Source organism: Pseudomonas sp. TH10 (genome assembly GCF_016651255.1).
Lineage (GTDB): Bacteria > Pseudomonadota > Gammaproteobacteria > Pseudomonadales > Pseudomonadaceae > Aquipseudomonas.
In genome coordinates this window covers 1-19,617 of the sequence record NZ_JAEKEG010000025.1, presented here as the reverse complement: position 1 = coordinate 19,617, position 19,617 = coordinate 1, and the positions used below count along the sequence as shown (strand labels likewise).

Annotated in this window: 12 protein-coding genes and 5 pseudogenes; 12 read left to right on the top strand and 5 right to left on the bottom strand. The window is 61.4% G+C overall.

The window, feature by feature from the left end:
- Window positions 1-10 precede the first annotated feature (10 nt).
- The 5 genes and pseudogenes from JFT80_RS03230 (at window position 11) to JFT80_RS03205 (ending at window position 6,745) form a co-directional block, all read left to right on the top strand.
- Window positions 11-638: pseudogene (locus JFT80_RS03230) on the top strand (response regulator).
- Window positions 639-4,242, top strand: a pseudogene (locus tag JFT80_RS03225) (transporter substrate-binding domain-containing protein).
- 114 nt (window positions 4,243-4,356) lie between these two features.
- Window positions 4,357-5,562, top strand: a complete 1,206-nt coding sequence (locus JFT80_RS03215; protein ID WP_201146901.1) for an EAL domain-containing protein — start codon at window positions 4,357-4,359, stop codon at window positions 5,560-5,562.
- A 113-nt stretch (window positions 5,563-5,675) separates the two neighbouring features.
- Window positions 5,676-6,089, top strand: a complete 414-nt coding sequence (locus tag JFT80_RS03210) for a response regulator (RefSeq protein ID WP_122838688.1) — start codon at window positions 5,676-5,678, stop codon at window positions 6,087-6,089.
- A gap of 32 nt (window positions 6,090-6,121) precedes the next feature.
- On the top strand, window positions 6,122-6,745 hold the full coding sequence (locus JFT80_RS03205) for a response regulator transcription factor (protein ID WP_122838689.1): 624 nt from the start codon (window positions 6,122-6,124) through the stop codon (window positions 6,743-6,745).
- An 86-nt stretch (window positions 6,746-6,831) separates the two neighbouring features.
- On the opposite strand, the gene JFT80_RS03200 is transcribed toward JFT80_RS03205, so the two are convergent.
- On the bottom strand, window positions 6,832-7,740 hold the full coding sequence (locus JFT80_RS03200) for a LysR substrate-binding domain-containing protein (RefSeq protein WP_201146900.1): 909 nt from the start codon (window positions 7,738-7,740) through the stop codon (window positions 6,832-6,834).
- Between the two features lie 104 nt (window positions 7,741-7,844).
- On the opposite strand from JFT80_RS03200, the gene JFT80_RS03195 reads away from it, so the two are divergent.
- The 4 genes from JFT80_RS03195 to JFT80_RS03180 all read left to right on the top strand — a co-directional run bounded on the left by JFT80_RS03195 (window position 7,845) and on the right by JFT80_RS03180 (window position 11,706).
- Entirely contained in the window at window positions 7,845-8,711 is an 867-nt protein-coding gene (locus JFT80_RS03195; RefSeq protein ID WP_122838691.1) for a pirin family protein, read from the top strand.
- Between the two features lie 128 nt (window positions 8,712-8,839).
- The gene (ycaC, locus tag JFT80_RS03190) at window positions 8,840-9,463 is read left to right on the top strand and encodes an isochorismate family cysteine hydrolase YcaC (protein ID WP_201146899.1); all 624 of its coding nucleotides are present in this window, start codon (window positions 8,840-8,842) and stop codon (window positions 9,461-9,463) included.
- Between the two features lie 138 nt (window positions 9,464-9,601).
- Complete coding sequence (locus tag JFT80_RS03185) at window positions 9,602-11,050, top strand: mechanosensitive ion channel domain-containing protein (protein ID WP_201146898.1); 1,449 nt, start codon at window positions 9,602-9,604, stop codon at window positions 11,048-11,050.
- 215 nt (window positions 11,051-11,265) lie between these two features.
- Window positions 11,266-11,706 (top strand): carboxymuconolactone decarboxylase family protein, encoded by a 441-nt coding sequence (locus JFT80_RS03180; protein WP_201146897.1) that lies wholly within the window; start codon window positions 11,266-11,268, stop codon window positions 11,704-11,706.
- A 5-nt stretch (window positions 11,707-11,711) separates the two neighbouring features.
- Here the strand turns inward: JFT80_RS03180 and JFT80_RS03175 are convergent.
- From JFT80_RS03175 to JFT80_RS03160, 4 genes and pseudogenes are all read right to left on the bottom strand, one after another.
- Window positions 11,712-13,303 (bottom strand): annotated as a pseudogene (locus JFT80_RS03175) (DHA2 family efflux MFS transporter permease subunit).
- On the bottom strand, window positions 13,300-14,418 hold the full coding sequence (locus tag JFT80_RS03170; protein ID WP_201146896.1) for an HlyD family secretion protein: 1,119 nt from the start codon (window positions 14,416-14,418) through the stop codon (window positions 13,300-13,302). The pseudogene JFT80_RS03175 and the gene JFT80_RS03170 overlap by 4 nt, the downstream one beginning before the upstream one ends.
- A gap of 322 nt (window positions 14,419-14,740) precedes the next feature.
- Window positions 14,741-15,922, bottom strand: coding sequence for an acetyl-CoA C-acyltransferase family protein (locus tag JFT80_RS03165; protein WP_045062634.1), 1,182 nt, complete (start codon window positions 15,920-15,922; stop codon window positions 14,741-14,743).
- Window positions 15,919-16,701, bottom strand: a complete 783-nt coding sequence (locus tag JFT80_RS03160; protein ID WP_201146895.1) for an enoyl-CoA hydratase — start codon at window positions 16,699-16,701, stop codon at window positions 15,919-15,921. Before JFT80_RS03160 ends, JFT80_RS03165 begins: the two co-directional genes overlap by 4 nt.
- A 211-nt stretch (window positions 16,702-16,912) precedes the next feature.
- Between JFT80_RS03160 and JFT80_RS03155 the strand changes: the two genes are divergently transcribed.
- The 3 genes and pseudogenes from JFT80_RS03155 to JFT80_RS25020 form a co-directional block, all read left to right on the top strand.
- Window positions 16,913-18,016: a polyamine ABC transporter substrate-binding protein gene (locus JFT80_RS03155; protein ID WP_201146894.1), complete on the top strand. Its 1,104-nt coding sequence runs from the start codon at window positions 16,913-16,915 to the stop codon at window positions 18,014-18,016.
- 30 nt (window positions 18,017-18,046) lie between these two features.
- Window positions 18,047-19,464 (top strand): annotated as a pseudogene (locus tag JFT80_RS03150) (aminotransferase).
- A pseudogene (locus JFT80_RS25020) lies at window positions 19,461-19,617 on the top strand (LuxR family transcriptional regulator); the annotation flags it as partial. The pseudogenes JFT80_RS03150 and JFT80_RS25020, both read left to right, overlap by 4 nt.

Genomic DNA, 19,617 nt, shown 5'->3' with positions numbered 1-19,617 from the left:
AGAGGTGCTTATGGTCAAAGCGATGGTGGTAGACGATCACCCGTTCATTCGGGCATCAGTCTCAATGCTCCTGCAGCAGGAAAACATCGAGGTGGATCGCCCAGGCCGGCAACGGCGCGGACGCCGTGCAACGTGCCCGCGAACTCGCCCCGGACCTGATCATCCTCGACATCGCCATGCCCAGGCTTGATGGCCTGCAAGTCATCAGCCGGATCATGACCGACCAATCGCATTGCAAAATCGTAGTACTGACCTCGCAATTGCCGATCTTCTACGCCATGCGCTGCATGAAGGCCGGTGCCGCCGGCTATATCTCCAAAAATGACGACCTCGATGAACTGGTCAGGGCCATCGAGGCCGTCCTGACCGGCTACACCTTTTTTCCAAACCTGGCGAGCAGCTCAGTGCGGCGCAGTGATGCCCAGGCCACTGACCTTGAACTGATCCAGAGCCTGTCCGATCGAGAACTGACGATTTTGCAGCAACTGTCCAACGGCATGAGCAATAAGGAGATCGGCGAAGCCATGCTGCTGAGCAGCAAGACCATCAGCACCTACAAGACCCGCCTGATCGAAAAACTCAACGTGAAGTCCGTGGTGTACCTCGCCGATTTCGCCAAGCGCAATCAGTTGGTGTGAATGAGTCGGGCATGGGGTAAATGGCTGGCCGTGGTGCTGTTGTCGGGCACCGTTCATTGCGTATGGGCCGTAGCAGCGCCGGTGGAAAACCTGCGGTTGCTGGGGCGTTCCCAGGTCGATGGCTACCAGGTGGCGCTCGATGAGCCCGACCGGCAATGGCTGCGTGACAAGGGCGTATTGGTGTTGGGCGCTTCGGCACCGGACTACCCGCCGTTTGGCATCACTGGCACCGGGCGTGACTATGAAGGGCTGACGGCCGACTACGCGGCATTGCTCGCCGAGCTGCTGCAGGTGCGCATCGAGGTGCGGCGTTATCCGTCCCGGGCGGATGTGGTGCACGCGGTCCAGCAGGGCGAAGTTGACCTGCTCGGGACGTCCAACGACTTCGAGGCGGCGGACCCGCAGCTGGTGATGTCCAGCCCCTACGCCGAAGACCAGCCGACCCTCGTCACCCGCATCGGCGATAGCCAGAACGCCACGCCGGACCTGGCTGGAAAACAGGTGGCGATGCTTTACCACTACCTGCCGCCGGAAGCCGTCAAGGCGCACTTTCCCAACGCCCGTTTGCAACTCTATCCCTCGACCTTGAGCGCGATCGGTGCGGTAGCTTTCGGCACGGCTGACGTCTACCTGGGCGACTCCATCAGCGCCAACTACCTGATCAACAAAAATTACCTGAACAACGTGCAATTGGCGGCTTTTCTCGACACCAACGTCAACGACTTCGCCTTTACCGTGACCAGGGACAACCCGCGCCTGCTGCGCATCGTCAATGCGGCGCTGGCGGTGATTCCGGCGAGCGAGCGGGTGAGCATCCAGCGACGCTGGAGCGCGGGCGGGGCGAACATGAGCGGATTGCATGTGTTGCAATTCAGCGCCGCCGAACGGCGCTGGATGGAGCAGCATCCCCACGTCAAGGTGGCCATAGACGAGAGTTTCCTGCCGGTGTCGTTTTACGGTCAGGACGGCAAGTTTCGCGGCCTGGGTGCCGATGTGCTGGCCAAGGTCGCGCTGCGCACCGGGTTGAAGTTCGACATTCAGCGCCTGCACACCGTCCCCAGACTGATCCGGCAGGTCGAATCCGGCCGGGCGGACCTGCTGATCAGCCTGACCCCCAGCGCGGAGCGCGAGAAGTCCTTGCGGTTTACCCGTCCCTACCTCAGCACGCCGTACGTGCTGGTCAGCCGAACGTCCGGCGGCAATCCCGCAACCCTGGACGAAATGGCCAACAAACGCCTGGCGGTGATTCTCGGCACGCCCGTGCGCGACCAGTTGATCGAGCAGTACCCAGGCATTCAATTGATTGATGCCGACAACGCCGAGCACGCCATGACCCTGGTGGCCAACGGTCAGGCCGATGCCGCAGTCAGCGCACTGATCACCGCGCGCTACATGATTTCCCGGCAGTATCGCGACCGGCTGCGGATCACCAGCACGGTTGGCACCACTTCCGCTCGCTTGGGTTTCGCCACCGCCCGCGACGCCACAGAGCTGTATTCGATCCTCGACAAAACCCTGCTGAGTATTCCCCCGACGAGCTGGACGAAGTGTCCAATCGCTGGGGCAGCGAAGTGGTGGTGGGCGACAGCTATTGGCTACGGCATCGCGCGGCGATCATTCAGGGCTTTGTGATTGCCGCCGTGTTGCTGATGATTGCCCTGGGCTGGATCGCCTACCTGCGGATGCTGATGCGCAAGCGCAAGCAGGCCGAGCAGGCGTTGAGCGATCAGGTTGAATTCATGCGGGTATTGATTAACGGCACCCCCCATCCGATCTATGTGCGTGACCGCGAGGGCAAGCTGCTTATCTGTAACAGCGGTTACCTGGAAGTGTTCAGCGTCGAGCGCGAGCAGGTGATCGGCAAGACCGTGATCGAGGGTGTGTTCAAGAACGTGCAGGAAGCGGCGGCCTACCATGAGAATTATTTGCAGGTGATGAAGGCCGGCCGGCCCCAGGTCCAGGATCGCCAGCTGACCCTGGGCGCCAACGTGCTGACCATCTACCACTGGATGCTGCCTTACCGTACCAGTAACGGTGAAGTGAGTGGTCTGATCGGGGGCTGGATCGATATCAGCGAGCGCCAGCGCCTGGTGCAGGCGCTGCGCGAAGCCAAGGACGACGCCGACGATGCGAACCGCGCCAAGACCACTTTCCTGGCGACCATGAGCCATGAAATCCGCACGCCGATGAACGCGGTGATCGGCATGCTAGAACTGGCGACCAAAAAAGCGGATCAGGGCGTGATGGATCGCTTTGCGATTGATGTAGCCTCCGGCGCGGCGCGCGGCCTGCTGGACCTGATTGGTGACATCCTGGACATCGCCCGGATTGAGTCCGGGCGTTTGTCCCTGAACCCGGAGCGCGCCAACCTGCGGGAATTGCTGGAGTCGGTGGTGCGTATTTTCGAGGGCCTGGCGCGCCAGAAACAGCTGCAACTGCAGTTGGACCTGGATGCCGGGGTCAATTGCGATGTGTTGATCGACCCGCTGCGCTTCAAGCAGATCGTCTCCAACCTGTTGAGCAACGCCATCAAGTTCACCGAAGCTGGCGAGGTCTGTCTGCAAGTCAGGGTTCATCCAGGGCCAGACGAGCGTCTGACGCTGCATCTGCAGGTTGCCGACACCGGCATCGGCATTAGCGATGAGGATCAGCAACGGTTGTTCAGCCCATTCACCCAGGCCAGCAATAATCGCCAGTCGGCGCGCAGCGGCTCGGGCCTCGGGTTGGTCATCAGCCGCACGTTGTGCGAGATGATGGGCGGCCAGCTGACGTTGCACAGCCATGTGGGGAAGGGCACCCGGGTCGACGTTGTCCTCGATCTGCCCACGCTGCAACCTCGGCATGAGCCAGCGCCGGTGCCGGTCGCACCGGCACCGGTGCATCGTGCGTTGAGTATCCTGATAGTCGACGATTACCCGGCGAACCGCTTGCTGCTGTCTCAGCAACTGAGCTACCTCGGCCACCGGGTGCGGGATGCCGAAGACGGCGCGCAGGGTTTGCGCGCATGGCGCAGCCAGCCTTTTGATGTGGTCATCAGCGACTGCAACATGCCGGTCATGACAGGCTACGAACTGGCCCGGGCGATCCGCCAGGAAGAGCGCGACAGGGCCTCGCGCCCAGCCTCATCCTGGGATTTACCGCCAATGCACAAGCCGAGGAAAAGCAGCGCTGCCTGGATGCCGGCATGGATGACTGCCTGTTCAAGCCGATCAGCCTCGAGGACCTCGGCGCCCGGCTGTCGAGCCTCGCCCCGAGTGCCGAGCAGGCAGCCACCCCGCTCACGGACGAGATTGACTTGGCCGGGCTGCACCAGTTGACCCGGGGCGACGAGGCCTCCATCAAGCGCCTGCTGGATGACCTGGCGTCCAGCAACGATGACGATATGGCGCGGTTGATGCGGGCGTTCACGCAAAACGACGTGCCGGGGCTGGCGAACCTGGCTCACCGCATCAAGGGCGGTGCGCGAATCATCAAGGCTCAGGGGCTGATCGGCGCATGCGAGCGTCTGGAAACGGCTTGCGAGGTGGTGAACCCGGTGCAGTTAACCGAGGCCGTTGACGAGTTGCATCAGGCGATGGAGCGACTGGCGCAGCGGTTGGCGTGACCGCACTCAGACATCATCAGGAAACACTTGGGAAATTTCCTACAAGGTTTGGGGCGTTTCCTAAATATGATCCGCTGGATAATCGTCTTCCCTTCCAAGACGAGTCGAGATGACATGACCTGCCCGCCACCGCGCGTTCTGATACTCGAAGACCACGCCTTTCAACGTTCAGTGGCCGTGAGCATGTTCCGGCAGGCAGGCTGTCGCGAGGTGTTCGAAGCTTGCGACGGAGCGCAGGCGCTGGCCATCCTGCAGGAGGTGGGGCCGGTCGACATCGCCCTGTGCGATTTGCAGATGGAAGGCATGGACGGCCTGGAGTTCTTTCGCCGCCTGGGGGCCAGCGGGCAGGTCAGGTCGATCATCATCAGCAGTTCGCTCTCGGCGGACCTGCGGCGGGCGGTGCACCAGATCGTCTCCCTGCTGGGGCTCGAGTTACTGGGGGATGTCGGCAAACCACTGCACCCCCAGGCGCTGCGCGAGTTGCTCGACAAACACCCGAGCCATCGGCCGGTGACATGCGCGCCGGCAACGCCGTTGCTTCTGGCCAGCGAGGAGGAGGTGAATACAGCGCTCGCTCTAGGACAGATCCAGTCCTGGTACCAGCCCAAATTTCATCTGCACACCGGCCAGGTCTGCGGCGTCGAGGTGCTCAGCCGCTGGTTGCACCCACAAAGGGGCGTGCTGTCGCCGGCGGTGTACCTGCCGATACTGGAGCGGAACGGGCAGATGGACCGGCTGCTGTTCGCCCAGCTGGAACAGGCGCTGATGCTGCAGCGGGCCGCAGCAAGCCGCGGTTTTACCCTGAACATGGCGTTCAACCTGCAAAGCACGCAACTGGCCGACAGCGAACTGACGGCCAGCATCCGGCGTCTCTTGCTCCGCCATGGCATGCCGGGCTCCGGATTAACCTTCGAACTCACCGAAAGCGGTTTGCTGCAGGCCCCCGCCACCAGCCTGGAGAACCTGGTGCGCCTGCGAATGATGGGTTGCCGGCTGTCCATCGACGACTTCGGTGCCGGGTTCTCTTCATTGCAGCGCCTGTGTCAGCTGCCTTTCAACGAGATCAAGCTCGACGCCGAATTCGTCCGCGGCCTGGCGCACGAGCCGCGCTGTCGGGCAGCCATCACCAGCACCCTGGCGCTGGGGGACAGTCTGGGCATGTCGGTGGTCATCGAAGGCATCGAGACCGATGCGCAGCGCCTGCACCTGATGTCGCTCGGCTGTGTTCAGGGGCAGGGCTACTGGTTTGCACGCCCCATGAGTGGCGAGGATTTGCTGGCCTGGTTGCAGCTGCACGGCCCATCCCCAGGCGGTCGCTGATGGCGATGCGTAGACAAATGCAGTGGGAGTTTCGGAAAAGTCCTACATAAAGCACCGTCTCGCATGCGTAGCCTTGCGTCATCTCGAATTTGACACCCTGCTGGGGGCCTACTTTGTCGAACAAAGCCTTGCGTATCCTGATTGCCGACGAGCAGCATTTTCAGCGCATGAGAATCGAACGGCTGTTCAATCAGCTCGACTATTACCGGGTCGCACCGGTTCACAGCCTTGAGGAACTGCTGACGCTGGTCGAGTACGGTTGCGAGCCGTTCGACCTGGTGGTGATCAACGCTTCGATGGCAGGTGATGCCTTTAACCTGCTGGATTTCTTTCGTGACAATGCCCAGGTTCGCCACGCCTTCATCTATGAAGGCCAGCGTGCACGGCTGCCGCCGACTCCCGACGGTGAGCAGCAGAACATCCAGGTCAGCCACACATCCCTGCCGGATCTGGCTTCGATCAGCCGCCTGATGGCGCTGATCGATCGTCGCCTACCGTCCGCCGGGACAGGCATTTCTGTCAGGTAGGTCAATCATCGTGTTTTGTACATGGAGTCGTGATGAAGTCAGCACTGATTGTGGACGATCATCCGGTGGTTCGCGCCGCAGTCAAAATCGTGCTCCAACAGGAAGGTTTTCAGCGGATTTACGAGGCCAGTTGCGGTAACGAGGTCATGGCGATGGTCCGCGAGCACCAACCGGACGTGGTGGTGCTGGATATTTCCCTGCCCGAGCTCGACGGGCTGGAAGTACTGGCAAGGCTTCACGACAGTGGCGAGCGATGCCCGGTGGTGGTCTTCTCCGCCCACGAGGCGATGCTCTTCCAGGACCGATGCATTCGCGCCGGTGCCGCGGCCTACGTCGCCAAGTCGAACGACCTGCAGCATTTGCACAAGGCCATACACGCGGTTACGGTCGGCTACACCTATTTTGCCCAGCTCTCGACCGCGGTTTCGCTCAGGGCATCGCAATGCAGTGAAAAGCAGCGGATAGATGTCCTGTCCAGTCGTGAACTGACCATCTGTCGCTACCTGGCCATGGGCATATCAAACAAGCAGATCGCCGAAAACCTGCACCTGAGCCACAAGACCGTGAGCACCTACAAGACGCGGCTGATTAAAAAACTCGACGTCAAATCGGCGGTCCACCTGCGGGATTTCGCCTTGCGCAACCGCTTGATCTGAGTGAACGTCTTCCTGCATGGGCGTCGCCTGGCAACAGGCATACAGCGCCTGGAAATCAGCCTCGCTCAGTTTGGAAGGCCCGTGCCCTAAGCAATATCCGCATGACTGAACTCCTCCCCAAGAAAATCAATCAACGCCCGCACCGACGGCAGCAAACCGCGACGTGACGGAAAAATCGCGTGGACGATTCCGCACTTTGGCGCCCATCCCGGCACCAGCTCCATCAGGTGCCCGGCAGCAATGTCGTCGCGCACCACCACGCTGGGCAAATGCGCCACGCCGACGCCTGCCAGCACCGCATGGCGCAAGGCCAACAAGTCGTCAGTGACCATGCGCGGCGCATGCCAGATCAACGCGCTGGCGCCCTCTGCGCCAAACAGCTCCCACTGGTAATCACGCTGCGCCGCGCCCCAGTGCACGCTCGGCAAGCCGCTGAGGTCCGCCGGGGTGGCAGGGGATGACAGGCGTTCGGCGAAGGCCGGGCTGCCCACCAGGCACTGAGTGCTGTTGCCCAGCACCTTCATCACCATGTCGGTATTTTCCAGTGGCGGGAAGCGCACGCGCAGGGCGATGTCGAAGCCCTCGTGAATCAGGTCGACCCGGCGGTTGGTGCTCTCGATGAACAGCTCGACCAGCGGGTACTTGAGCATGTAGCGGGTCAGCATCGGCCCGACCCAGGAATTGAGCAGGGCGGTAGGGCAGCTGATGCGCACCAGGCCCTGGGGTTCGGAGCGGTTGCGCTCGATCAGTTCGGCAGCACTCTCCGCTTCCACCCGCATGGCCAGGCAACGCTGGTAATAGGCCTGGCCGATTTCGGTCAGCGAACAATGCCGGCTGGTGCGATGCAGCAGACGTACACCCAGGCGCTCTTCAAGCTCGGCGATGCGCCGGCTGAGCTTGGACTTGGGCATGTCCAGCGCACGTCCGGCCGCAGCAAACCCACCATGCTCCACCACCTGGGTGAAGTAATAAAGGGTGTTGAGATCTTCCACCATCGTTCTCCAAATAGAACGCTATGACTGATTTTTGCAGTCTAGCGCACCAAAGGCTTCGGTTTTAAGCTTTATCCATCGCAGCAAACCACAGATTCGGAGGCCACATGAAAAACATCATCGGTATTTACACCAGCCCGCGCGGTCATTGGGTCGGTGACGGTTTTCCGGTCCGCACGCTGTTTTCCTATGACAACCTGGGCAAGCACATCAGCCCGTTTCTGCTGCTGGATCACGCCGGTCCTGCTGAATTCAGCCCGACCACGGCGCGCCGTGGCGTTGGTCAGCATCCACACCGCGGCTTCGAGACCGTGACGATCGTCTACAAGGGCGAAGTGGAACACCGTGATTCCACTGGCAGTGGCGGCAAAATCGGTCCGGGTGACGTGCAATGGATGACTGCGGCTTCGGGGATTCTCCATGAAGAGTTTCACTCCCAAGCCTTTGCCAAAAGCGGCGGCACCCTGGAAATGGTGCAGCTGTGGGTCAACCTGCCGGCCAGGGACAAAATGGCCGACGCCGGTTACCAGACGATTCTTGACGGCGACATCCCGGCCATCGCGCTGAAGAACGATGCCGGCAGCCTGCGCCTGATCGCCGGGGAATTCGACGGCCACACCGGCCCGGCGCGCACCTTCACCCCGATCGACGTCTGGGACCTGCGCCTCAAGGCGAGCAAGCCGCTGACCCTGGACCTGCACGAAGGCCGCAATACGGCGCTGGTGGTGTTGCGTGGCACGGTTCAGGTCAACGGCCAGGAACGGGTCCGAGAAGGCCAGCTTGTTCTGTTTGGCCGCGATGGTCACCAGCTCAGCCTGGAAGCCAATAGCGACGCGGTGGTGTTGCTGCTCAGCGGCGAGCCCATCGACGAACCCGTCGTCGGCCATGGTCCGTTCGTGATGAACAGCGAGCAGGAAATCCACCAGGCCTTTGCTGACTTTCAATCGGGCCGCTTCGGCCGGATGAGCGGTTGAACTCAATGCTGCACCGCTGTGGCGCGGCCGGGTCGTGTGACTACGCTTGCCTGACCGCGATGTAAAACAAAAAAACCGAAATCACTGCGCCGGCTTGATCGGCATCGATAAATAGCGAGGATTACCCCATGACTACTTCCTACAAACGTCTCGACAAGGATAACGCCGCGGTTCTGTTGGTCGACCATCAAGCAGGCTTGCTGTCGCTGGTGCGCGACATTGATCCGGATCGTTTCAAGAACAATGTGCTGGCCCTGGCCGACCTGGCCAAGTACTTCAAGCTGCCGACCATCCTGACCACCAGCTTTGAAACCGGCCCGAACGGCCCGCTGGTGCCGGAGCTCAAGGCACTGTTCCCCGACGCGCCCTACATCGCTCGTCCTGGCCAGATCAATGCCTGGGACAATGAAGATTTCGTCAAGGCGATCAAGGCGACCGGCAAGAAGCAGTTGATCATCGCCGGTGTGGTGACCGAAGTCTGCGTGGCATTCCCGGCGCTGTCGGCCCTGGCTGAAGGCTTTGAAGTTTTCGTGGTGACCGACGCTTCCGGCACGTTCAACGAACTGACCCGGCAATCGGCCTGGGATCGCATGTCGTCCTCCGGCGCGCAGTTGATGACCTGGTTCGGCCTGGCCTGCGAGCTGCATCGCGACTGGCGCAACGACGTGGAAGGCCTGGCCACTCTGTTCTCCAACCACATCCCGGACTACTGCAACCTGATGACCAGCTACAACACGCTGACCAGCAAGTAAGCGCGCCCATCGCCCCTTGTAGGAGCTTGCGAAGGCTGCGATCTTTTGATCTTTCGAGATTCCAAAAGATCGCAAGCTTCGCCAGCTCCTGCAATGCGTGCGATGGTTGCGTAAATGAGTCCCTGCCGGAGCCGCTCGATGCTGTCATTGCTCACCGATCACCCGTTGTTCTGTGCGCTGGCCCTGATCCTCATCGACTTGGGGTTGTGGCGCCTGATTAGTGCCAATGGTAGCCAGTGGAAACTCGTGGCGCGGCTGGTGATCTTTTCGCTGTTCAGCGTCCTGCTGTTCAACGAAGGCTTGAACCCTCTGGAACCGGCGCCCTGGGCCGACAATGTGCCGTTGCACCTGGCCGCAACCGGCTTGCAAATCGGTTGGTGGCTGTTCGGCGCACGCACGCTCACGGTATTGATTGGCGCGGTGATGATGCAGCGGGTCGGGCACACCGGTCGCCTGCTTCAGGATCTGCTTGGGGCAGTGATTTTTCTCATCGCCATCATCGCCGCCCTGGCCTACGTGCTGGATTTGCCGGTCAAGGGTGTACTGGCCACCTCTGGCGCCCTGGCGATCATCGTCGGCCTGGCGTTGCAAAGCACCTTGAGCGACGTGTTTTCCGGGATCGTCCTCAACACCACCAAACCCTATCAACTGGATGACTGGATTTCCATCGACGGCACCGAAGGCCGGGTCACTGACATCGATTGGCGTGCCACGCGCCTGCAAACCAGCCAGGGCAGCATGGCGGTGATTCCCAACTCGCTGGCAGCCAAAGCCAAGATCATCAACTTCAGCCGGCCGAGCAACATGTTCGGCGTTTCGGTCAGCGTTCAGGTCAGCCCGCATGCGCGGCCCAACTCGGTGATCGAGGCGCTGGAGCGGGCGATGCAGGGCTGTCGCCAGTTGCTGGACACCCCGGCGCCAAGTGTGGCGCTGAAAAGCTCCGGCAGCAGCGGCGCGGAATACGAGATCAGTGGTTTCGTCGCCTCGATGGGTGAGAAGCGTGTGGTGCGCAATCAACTGTTCGACCTGGCGTTCCGCCATTTGCAGGCCTCGGGTGTAAGCCTGCTGTCGAGCGTCGAATCCAATGCGCCTGCCGGGCTGTCACGGCCACTGGCATTGCTGGACAGCTCGAGCATCTTCTCGACCCTGCGTCAGGAAGAAAAGGACACCTTCAGCCAGAACATGAAGCTGCAGAACTTCCGCGCCGGCGAACTGATCCTTCCGGCGGGTGAGGTCAGCGACCATCTGTTCATCATCGAATCCGGCGTGGTGTCGGTCGAGCTGAGCCGTGATGGCGTCAGGTTCGAGTCCGGGCGCATGGGGCCGGGTGAAGTAATCGGCGAAGGCGGCATACTCTCCGATACCGCGCTGCCGGCGGACTTCACCGCCAAGACCTTCTGCAGCCTGTACCGCATCGAAAAGGACTACCTGAAACCCTGCCTCGACGCGCGCCACGACATCAGCGAGGCCATGACGGCGCTGCTGGATTACCGCCTGGAAAAAGCCCGAACCCTGACCATGGAAACGCCCAAGGCGGTGGAGAAAAAAGGGTTCCTGCAATGGCTGCGGCGCCGCGGCGAAAGCTAACAGCGCTCTCGTTGCCTGTACTGATGCTAACACCCACAGTTGACCGTTCTCCCGGCACCCCGTCACTCTTGTGGGAGCGAGCCTGCTCGCGATGAGGCCATCACCGTCACCGCACACTCACCAATGGCCTACCCAAGTTCTGAAATATTGGCTATTTGAGCAACCCACCGAGGGGTTTAACGTAGCTCCACCTTCACTTGTTCCCGGAGCCCGTCATGAAAGCTCGTACCGATTTCTACACCGCTTCCCCTGACGCTCTGAAAGCCATGATCGCGCTGGAAACGGCGGTCTCCAAACTGCCGCTGGAAAAGACTCTGGTTGAGCTGGTCAAACTGCGCGCTTCGCAAATCAACGGCTGTGCGTTCTGCATCGACATGCACACCGCCGACGCAATCAAGGGCGGCGAGACGCCACGCCGCCTGTTCGCCGTGACGGCATGGCGCGAAGCACCGTTTTTCAGCGACCGTGAACGCGCCGCATTGCTGTGGACCGAGTCCCTGACCCAACTGAGCCTGACCCACGCCCCGGACGAAGACTACGAAGTTGTCGCCGCGCAGTTCAGCCCCAAGGAAATGGTCGACCTGACCGTCGCCATCAGCACCATCAACAGCTGGAACCGCCTGGCCGTCGGCTTCCGCAAGATGCCGCAGGACTGAGCAAATCAATGCCCATCCGCCGAAGGCCCTGGCGGTGGTTGCACCTTGCGCATCAAGGGCACCATCGCCGTGGCGATGACGAAGCACACCATGATCATTAGAAACGTATCGCCGTAAGTCTGGGTTTGCGCCTCGCGATAGGTCAGCAACCACAGTTGTCGCAGGCTCGCCGTAACACCTGCGTCACCACTCTGGCCCAAAGCGGCAAAGTTCTGGCCGACCTGGGACAGCCACTGATTCAGCGCCTCGTTAGTGCTGTTCAGATTCTCCGCCAGGCGCGTGAAGTGCAGGTTGGTGCGGTCGTTGAGGATGGTGGCGCAGGCGGCGATGCCGATGGCGCCGCCGAGGTTGCGCATCAGGTTGAACAGGCCCGAGGCGTGTTTGAGTCGTGCCGGGGCCAGGCCGCCGAGGGTCAGTGTAACGGCGGGGGGCACTGCCAGTTGCTGGGCAATCCCACGCAGCGCTTGCGGCAGCATTAATTGCCCCGCGCCCCAGTCGTGGGTGATCGGGCTGAACTCCCACATCGACACCGCGAACAAGCCCAGCCCGACCATCATGATCCAGCGCAAATCGATGCGATTGGCCAGAAAGGCGTACAGCGGAATCGCCAGGACCTGGAACACGCCGGTGGAGAAAACCGCCAGACCAATGTCCAGCGCGCTGTAACCGCGCACCCGGCCGAGAAACAGCGGCGTCAGGTAAATCGTTGCGAACAGGCCGATGCCGGTGACAAACGAGAAAAAGCAGCCGAGGGCAAAATTGCGGTCCTTCAATGCGCGCAAATCCACAATCGGATTGGCCACGGACAATGTCCGGACAATAAACGCCAGACCTGCCAGGCCACTGATCCACGCAGTGGTGAGGATCGTGCTGTCGCTGAACCAGTTCCAGCGCGGGCCTTCTTCGAGGGTGTATTCGAGGCAGCCGAGAAACAGCGCGAGAAACACCATGCTCAGGTAGTCGGCGCCCTTGAGCAGTGACAGTTCAGGCTGGTCGATTTTTACCAGCAGGGGCACGGCCACCGCAACGAATATTCCTGGAACCAGATTGATATAGAACAGCCAGTGCCAGGATGAAATGTCGGTGATGTAGCCGCCAATCACCGGGCCCAGCGTGGGGGCCAGGGACGCGACCGCGCCGATGGTCGCCGCCGCGATTACTCGTTGTTTGCCGGTGAAGAAAAAGAACGCGGTGGTAAACACCAGCGGGATCATCGAACCACCGAGAAATCCTTGCAGGGCACGGAAGGCGATCATGCTCTGGATGTTCCAGGCCAGGCCGCACAACAGGCTGGCCAGGGTGAAGCCCACCGCCGATGCGCTGAACAGCCAGCGTGTCGAGAACACCCGGGACAGCCAGCCCGACAACGGGATGACGATGATCTCGGCGATCAGGTAGCTGGTTTGCACCCAGGCAGTTTCGTCTGTTCCGGCGGACAGCCCCCGCCAATGTCGCGCAATGACGCCGAAACGATCTGGATATCCAGCAAGGCGATGAACATGCCGATGCACATGCTGGCGAAGGCGAAGACCTTGGTCGCCGTGGTCATCCCGGCGGCATCGAACGGCGGCGCGGGGGCGGCGACGGCGCGGCTCATGGTGCGCTGGCCACGGCGGGTGCAGCGGGTTCGGCGCGGGTGTCCACTTCGGCCGTGACCGACAGCCCAGGGCGCAGATGGCCGAGCACGCCATCCGCCGGATCGAGCAGGATGCGCACCGGCACCCGCTGCACAATCTTGGTGAAGTTGCCGGTGGCGTTCTCCGGTGGCAGCACGCTGAACTGCGCACCGCTGGCCGGCGCCAGGCTGTCGAGACGACCGTGGAATTCCTGGCCGGACAGCACGTCGGCGCGGATGCTCACGCGTTGCCCGGGTTTCATCCGCGCCAGTTGGTCTTCCTTGAAGTTGGCATCGACCCACAAGCCGCTGGCCGGCACCACAGAGAGTTGCTGCGAACCCGCCTGCGCATAGGCGCCGACCCGTGCGCGGCGGTTGCCGATCACGCCGTCGACCGGGGCGCGCAGTTCGGTATAGCCGAGATTCAACTGCGCCAGGTCTCGCTCGGCGCGGGCTTGCTGGAGGGCGGCGCGGGCCTGTTGTTTCTGTGTATCGATCACCGCCAGTTGGCGTTGCGCGGCCAGCAGTTCGGCCTGAGCGCGGGCGCTCAGCGCTTGCGCGGTTTTAAACGTGGCGTCGGCACGTTGCGCGCTTTCGACTGACACGGCATTGGTCGTCACCAAGCGTTTATAGCGAGCATTGTCATCGCGCGAGCGAGAGGTTTCGGCACCCGCCGCATCAATACCGGCACGGGCCTGACCGATCACGGCTTGCTGCAATTGTTCAGTGGCGTCGAGGTTGGCCAGCAGCGCTTCTTCGGCCGCGACCGCACCTTCAGCCTTGGCCAGATTGGCGCGATAGTCACGAGCGTCGAGGCGAATCAGCACATCTCCGGCCTTCACCGACTGGTTGTCGCTGACCAGCACCTCGTCAATGTAGCCCGCGACCTTGGGCCCGATCACCGTCACGTCTGCGCCGATGTAAGCATCGTCGGTTTCCTCGATGAAGCGGCCGCTGGTCCACCAGTGTGAAGTGTAAAAGACCGCCGCAATCAGCACCGCGATGACTGCACTCAGCAGCGCCAGGCGTTTGAACAGGGGAGACCTGGATTGTGCCTTCACAGCAACTTCTGGATCGGGGCTGGGCATGCTGGTCATGACGAAATACCTGTGGGGAGATCTATTATTACGATCATAATATGACGTATGTAATATTTTCAGGCAATTCCTTTTTCGTACCGACCGTCAGAAGGGAGCAAGGACTGGATCTGGAGCGTATTCGCCATTCGAGAGCAGGCTCGCTCCCACAGGGTATTGGTGGTGGACGCAGCATTTGTGTTCGGCGCAGATCACTGTGGGAGCCGGGCTTGCCCACGATGGCGTCTGCACATTCAACATTGAGGTGACTGGGGAAGACAGTGGCTCCCACATTGGATATTCGCCCGGCTAGGGCGCAGTGTGGGAGCCGTGCAAGAGGTGCTTAGACCCGCTCAAATATCGCTGCAATGCCCTGGCCGCCGCCAATGCACATTGTCACCAGCGCATACCGGCCGTTGATGCGGTGCAGCTCATGGATGGCCTTGGTCGCAATAATTGCCCCCGTCGCGCCTACAGGGTGCCCCAGCGCAATGCCCGAGCCATTTGGATTGACCTTGGCCGGATCAAGGCCGAGCTCCTGGCTGACTGCGCAAGCCTGGGCGGCGAAGGCGATGTTGGCCTCGACCACATCCATATCCTGCACTGAGAGCCCCGCACGCTTTAGCGCCAGGCGCGTTGCGGGGATGGGGCCCAGGCCCATGAGTTCGGGCTCGACACCTGCATGGGCATAGCTGACCAGGCGCGCCAGCGGGCGCAGGCTGTTGCGCTGCACCGCGTCCCCGGTGGCCATCACCAATGCCGCAGCGCCATCGTTCAACCCCGAAGCGTTGCCCGCCGTTACCGAACCGTCCTTCTTGAACGCCGGCTTCATCTGCGCCAGCTGTTCCAGGGTTGTCGCCCGGGGATGTTCGTCGACGTTGAACAGAATGGTTTCCTTGCGCCCCTGGATTTCTACTGTCGCGATCTGTTCGTTGAAATACCCGTTGGCAATGGCAAAGGCTGCGCGCTTTTGATCCTCCAGGGCGAGGGCGTCCTGCATTTCGCGGGTAATGCCGTTGCGCGCCGCGACGTTCTCGGCGGTGATGCCCATATGAATGCCGTGGAATGGGTCATGCAGGATACCCAGCATGTAGTCGACGGCCTGCACGTTGCCCATACGCGCACCCCAGCGCGCTGACGGCAGCAGGTATGGCCCGCGGCTCATGGACTCGGCACCGGCGCCGATGGCGATTTCGGCATCGCCGAGCAGCAGCGTCTGGGCCGCGCTAATAATGGCTTGCAAACCAGAGCCGCACAGGCGATTGACGTTGTAGGCGGGCGTCTCCTTGGGGATGCCGGCGTTCATTGCCGCTACACGGGAAATGTAGGCGTCGCGGGTTTCGGTGGGGATCACGTTACCCATCACCAGATGGCCGACCTGCGCCGGATCGACGCCGGAGCGTTGCAGGGCGGCCTTGACCGCAGTGGTCGCCAGATCGGCCGGTGGCACGTCCTTGAGCGAACCGCCAAAAGTACCAATGGCGGTGCGGGCGGCGCTGACGACAAAAACTTCTGGAGTGTTCATGGGGGTGTTCCTTTCGACGGATTCTTTTCAGTGCTGCGATTGAGCAGGGCGCTCAGCGCTGTTTGCGCTTCCTGGGTGTTCAGGCGTTCGATAAACAGAAGGTTTTCCTGGCGGATCGTCGCTTGCAGTTCCGCCAGCGAGGCCTGCTTGAGCAATTGCCGGGACTGGCGCAATGCACCTTGCGGCAACGCCAGCAGACGTTGGGCCAGTTGCCGCGCGGCGGTCAGGCATTGCGGGCCGTCCTCGCACAGTTCGTTGGCCAGGCCCCACTGCACCGCGTCGGCGCCGCCCAGGGTTTCTCCCAGCAGCAGCAAACGAGCGGCGCGGGCGTGGCCAAGCAACCGCGGCAACAGCAGGGTGGCGCCGAATTCCGGGCACAGGCCGATGTTCACGAACGGCATGCGCAACTTGGCATTACGGCTGACCACCACCTGATCGCAGTGCAGCAGCAAGGTCGTGCCAATGCCAATGGCCGCGCCACATACCGCCGCGATTAACGGCGTTTGCAACTGGGTCACCACCCCCATCAGGCGAAATGCAGGGCTGTCCAGGTGGGTGGGCGGGTACTGCAGGAAATCCACCAGGTCATTGCCGCTGGTGAAACAGCTGTCGCCACCGGTGATGATGACCACGCCGATGGCCGGGTCCTCGTCTGCGGCCTGCAACAGGTCGGCGAGCTGCGTGTACATGGCGTTGTTCAGCGCGTTGAGCTTGTCGGGACGGTCAAACGTCAGCGTCAGTACGCCGGCGTCGCGGTCCTGTTTGATCAGATCGTTCATAAGCGACTCTGTGGTTCGATGCATCGGCCACTCTAAGCGCGGGACCTGCACCGGATCTATGACAAAACGGGTCAACGCACCTGCTTCTTTTTGCCATGTTGCAAGGCCGTGAGATTGGCGACACACCCATTCGGGGTATGGTGCCGCCGCCCTGATCGCTCGATAGTGGCTGCATCCGCTCATTTAGAACGCTTGAGAAGGTGAATTTGCCATGCGCAAGGCTTTCAAGTTGATGTTCAGTGTGATCCTGGTTCCTTTGTCACTCAATGTGCACGCCGCCGAAGTCGACGGTGCGAAAACGCTGCGGTTGTACAACTGGGCGGATTACATTGGCGAGAAAACCCTTTCCGACTTTGAAAAAGCCAGCGGCATCAAGGTCATCTACGACACCTTCGATGCCTACGAAACGGTCCAGGCAAAGCTGCTCACCGGACACTCCGGCTATGACCTGGTGGTGCTCAACGCGTCCCTCGCGCCGCCCCTGATCCAGGCGAAAGTATTCCAGCCGCTGGACAAGAAATTATTGCCGGGCTGGAACAACCTTGACCCCAAGGTGCTGCAGGACCTGCAGGGATTCGACGCCGGCACGCAGTATTCCGCGCCCTACACCTGGGGCAGCAACGGCATCACCTACAACGTCGACAAGATCAGGGAGCGCATGCCGGATGCGCCGATCGGCTCGCTGGCAATGATCTTCGATCCCAAGATTGTCTCGCGCTTCGCCGACTGCGGCGTGACCTTGGTGGATGCCCCGACCGAAGTGATTCCCCTGGCCCTGAAGTACCTCGGCCGCGACCCGCGCAGTGCCGCGCCGGCGGACCTGAAGGCCGCGCAGGAACTGCTGTTGTCAGTGCGCCCCTTCATTCGCAAGTTCGACTCTGTCAACTACCTGACCAGCCTGCCCAATGGCGATGTGTGCATGGCCATGACCTGGTCCGGCGACTACGCCACGGCCATGGCGCGCGCCGAGGAGGCCAAGCTGAAGATCAACCTGGCGTACTTCATCCCCAGGGAAGGTTCGCTGATCTGGTTCGACAACCTGTACATCCCGGCCGATGCGCCGCACGTCGCCAATGCGCACAAGTTCCTCGACTACCTGATGCAGCCTCAGGTGATGGCCGATGTCACCGATTACATCCACTACGCCAACAGCAACGCGGCTGCCACGCCGCTGGTGAACGCCGAAGTGCGCAACAACCTGGCGATTTATCCCGATGAAGAGACCCGCGCGCGGCTGTTTCCACAGAAGACTCAGGACGCCAAGGACATGCGCGCGATGACGCGAGTCTGGAGCACGGTGAAAAGCGGGATTTGAGCGTTCAACTATTCGGTTCGAGGTTTTCCTATGGCTACCCCAACTCAACACATTTTTTCCGCTGCTGAAGAGTCCCGGCTGGTCAAGGCCGATAAAGCCCACTACATGCACGGTTATCACATGTTCGACGAACACGCCGAGCAGGGCTCGCTGAACATCGTCGCTGGTGATGGCGCTTATATCTACGACACCCAGGGCAACCGTTTTCTCGATGCCGTGGGCGGCATGTGGTGCACCAACATTGGCCTGGGACGCGAAGAAATGGCCCTGGCGATAGCCGACCAGGTGCGCCTGCTGGCCTATTCAAACCCGTTCTGCGACATGTCCAACAACGTGGCTATCCAGCTCTGCGAGAAACTCGCCAGCCTGGCCCCGGGCGATCTCGACCACGTGTTCCTGACCACGGGCGGCTCGACCGCCGTGGACACCGCCTACCGGCTGATCCAGTACTACCAGAACTGCCGTGGCAAACCGGAAAAAAAGCACATCATTGCTCGCTACAACGCGTATCACGGCTCGACCACCCTGACCATGTCGATCGGTAACAAGGCCGCCGACCGCGTCCCGGAATTCGACTACGCCCACGAGCGTATTCACCACGTGTCCAACCCCAATCCGTATCGCGCACCGGACGGCATGGACGAAGCACAGTTCCTAGAGTTCCTGGTCAAGGAGTTCGAAGACAAGATCCTCGCCATCGGCGCCGACCAGGTGGCGGGTTTTTTGCCGAGCCCATCATGGGCTCGGGCGGGGTGATCATTCCGCCCAAGGGCTACCTCAAGCGTATGTGGGAAGTCTGCCAACGCTACGACATCCTATTCGTCGCCGACGAAGTGGTGACCTCGTTCGGACGGCTGGGCAAGTTTTTCGCCTCGTGGGATCTGTTTGACGTGCAACCAGACATCATCACCACCGCCAAGGGCCTGACGTCGGCTTACCTGCCGCTGGGCGCCTGCATTTTTTCCGAGCGCATCTGGAAGGTTATCGCCGAGCCGGGCAAGGGCCGTTGCTTCAGTCACGGTTTCACTTACAGCGGGCATCCGGTGTGCTGTACCGCAGCGCTGAAGAACATCGAAATCATCGAGCGCGAACAGCTTTTGGAGCACGTCGATGCAGTCGGCACGTATCTGGAAGAACGCCTGGCGACCCTCGGCGACCTGCCGCTGGTTGGAGATGTGCGCTGCCAGAAGTTCATGGCCTGCGTCGAGTTCGTGGCTGACAAGCGCAGCAAGGCGTTGTTTGCCGACGAGATCAACATTGGCGAGAGGATTCATTCCCGGGCGCAGTCGAAGGGCTTGCTGGTACGCCCGATCATGCACCTCAATGTCATGTCGCCGCCGTTGATCCTGACCTGCGCCCAGGTCGATGAAATCGTCGAGACCCTGCGCGAGTGTATTCTTGAGGTGGCGGCCGAGCTCCAGGCGAGCGGGCAGTACCAGGGCCAATGATTGCGTCGAACAGGCTGTTACCAGGAACCCGCTCACCCGCTAGACTGCGGGGCATGAGCAAACCAGACGACGATACGCTGATCGCATTGCCCTTCGGGGCCCTGCACAAATGGCACGGGCAAATGCGCGAGGCGTTTGCGCATCGTGGACGCA

Coding starts and splice junctions, on each gene's coding strand:
- JFT80_RS03215 (WP_201146901.1), top strand. CDS start 4,357: ATGACCTGCCCGCCACCGCGCGTTCTGATACTCGAAGACCACGCCTTT.
- JFT80_RS03205 (WP_122838689.1), top strand. CDS start 6,122: ATGAAGTCAGCACTGATTGTGGACGATCATCCGGTGGTTCGCGCCGCA.
- JFT80_RS03200 (WP_201146900.1), bottom strand. CDS start 7,740: ATGGTGGAAGATCTCAACACCCTTTATTACTTCACCCAGGTGGTGGAG.
- JFT80_RS03195 (WP_122838691.1), top strand. CDS start 7,845: ATGAAAAACATCATCGGTATTTACACCAGCCCGCGCGGTCATTGGGTC.
- ycaC (WP_201146899.1), top strand. CDS start 8,840: ATGACTACTTCCTACAAACGTCTCGACAAGGATAACGCCGCGGTTCTG.
- JFT80_RS03185 (WP_201146898.1), top strand. CDS start 9,602: ATGCTGTCATTGCTCACCGATCACCCGTTGTTCTGTGCGCTGGCCCTG.
- JFT80_RS03180 (WP_201146897.1), top strand. CDS start 11,266: ATGAAAGCTCGTACCGATTTCTACACCGCTTCCCCTGACGCTCTGAAA.
- JFT80_RS03170 (WP_201146896.1), bottom strand. CDS start 14,418: ATGACCAGCATGCCCAGCCCCGATCCAGAAGTTGCTGTGAAGGCACAA.
- JFT80_RS03165 (WP_045062634.1), bottom strand. CDS start 15,922: ATGAACACTCCAGAAGTTTTTGTCGTCAGCGCCGCCCGCACCGCCATT.
- JFT80_RS03160 (WP_201146895.1), bottom strand. CDS start 16,701: ATGAACGATCTGATCAAACAGGACCGCGACGCCGGCGTACTGACGCTG.
- JFT80_RS03155 (WP_201146894.1), top strand. CDS start 16,913: ATGCGCAAGGCTTTCAAGTTGATGTTCAGTGTGATCCTGGTTCCTTTG.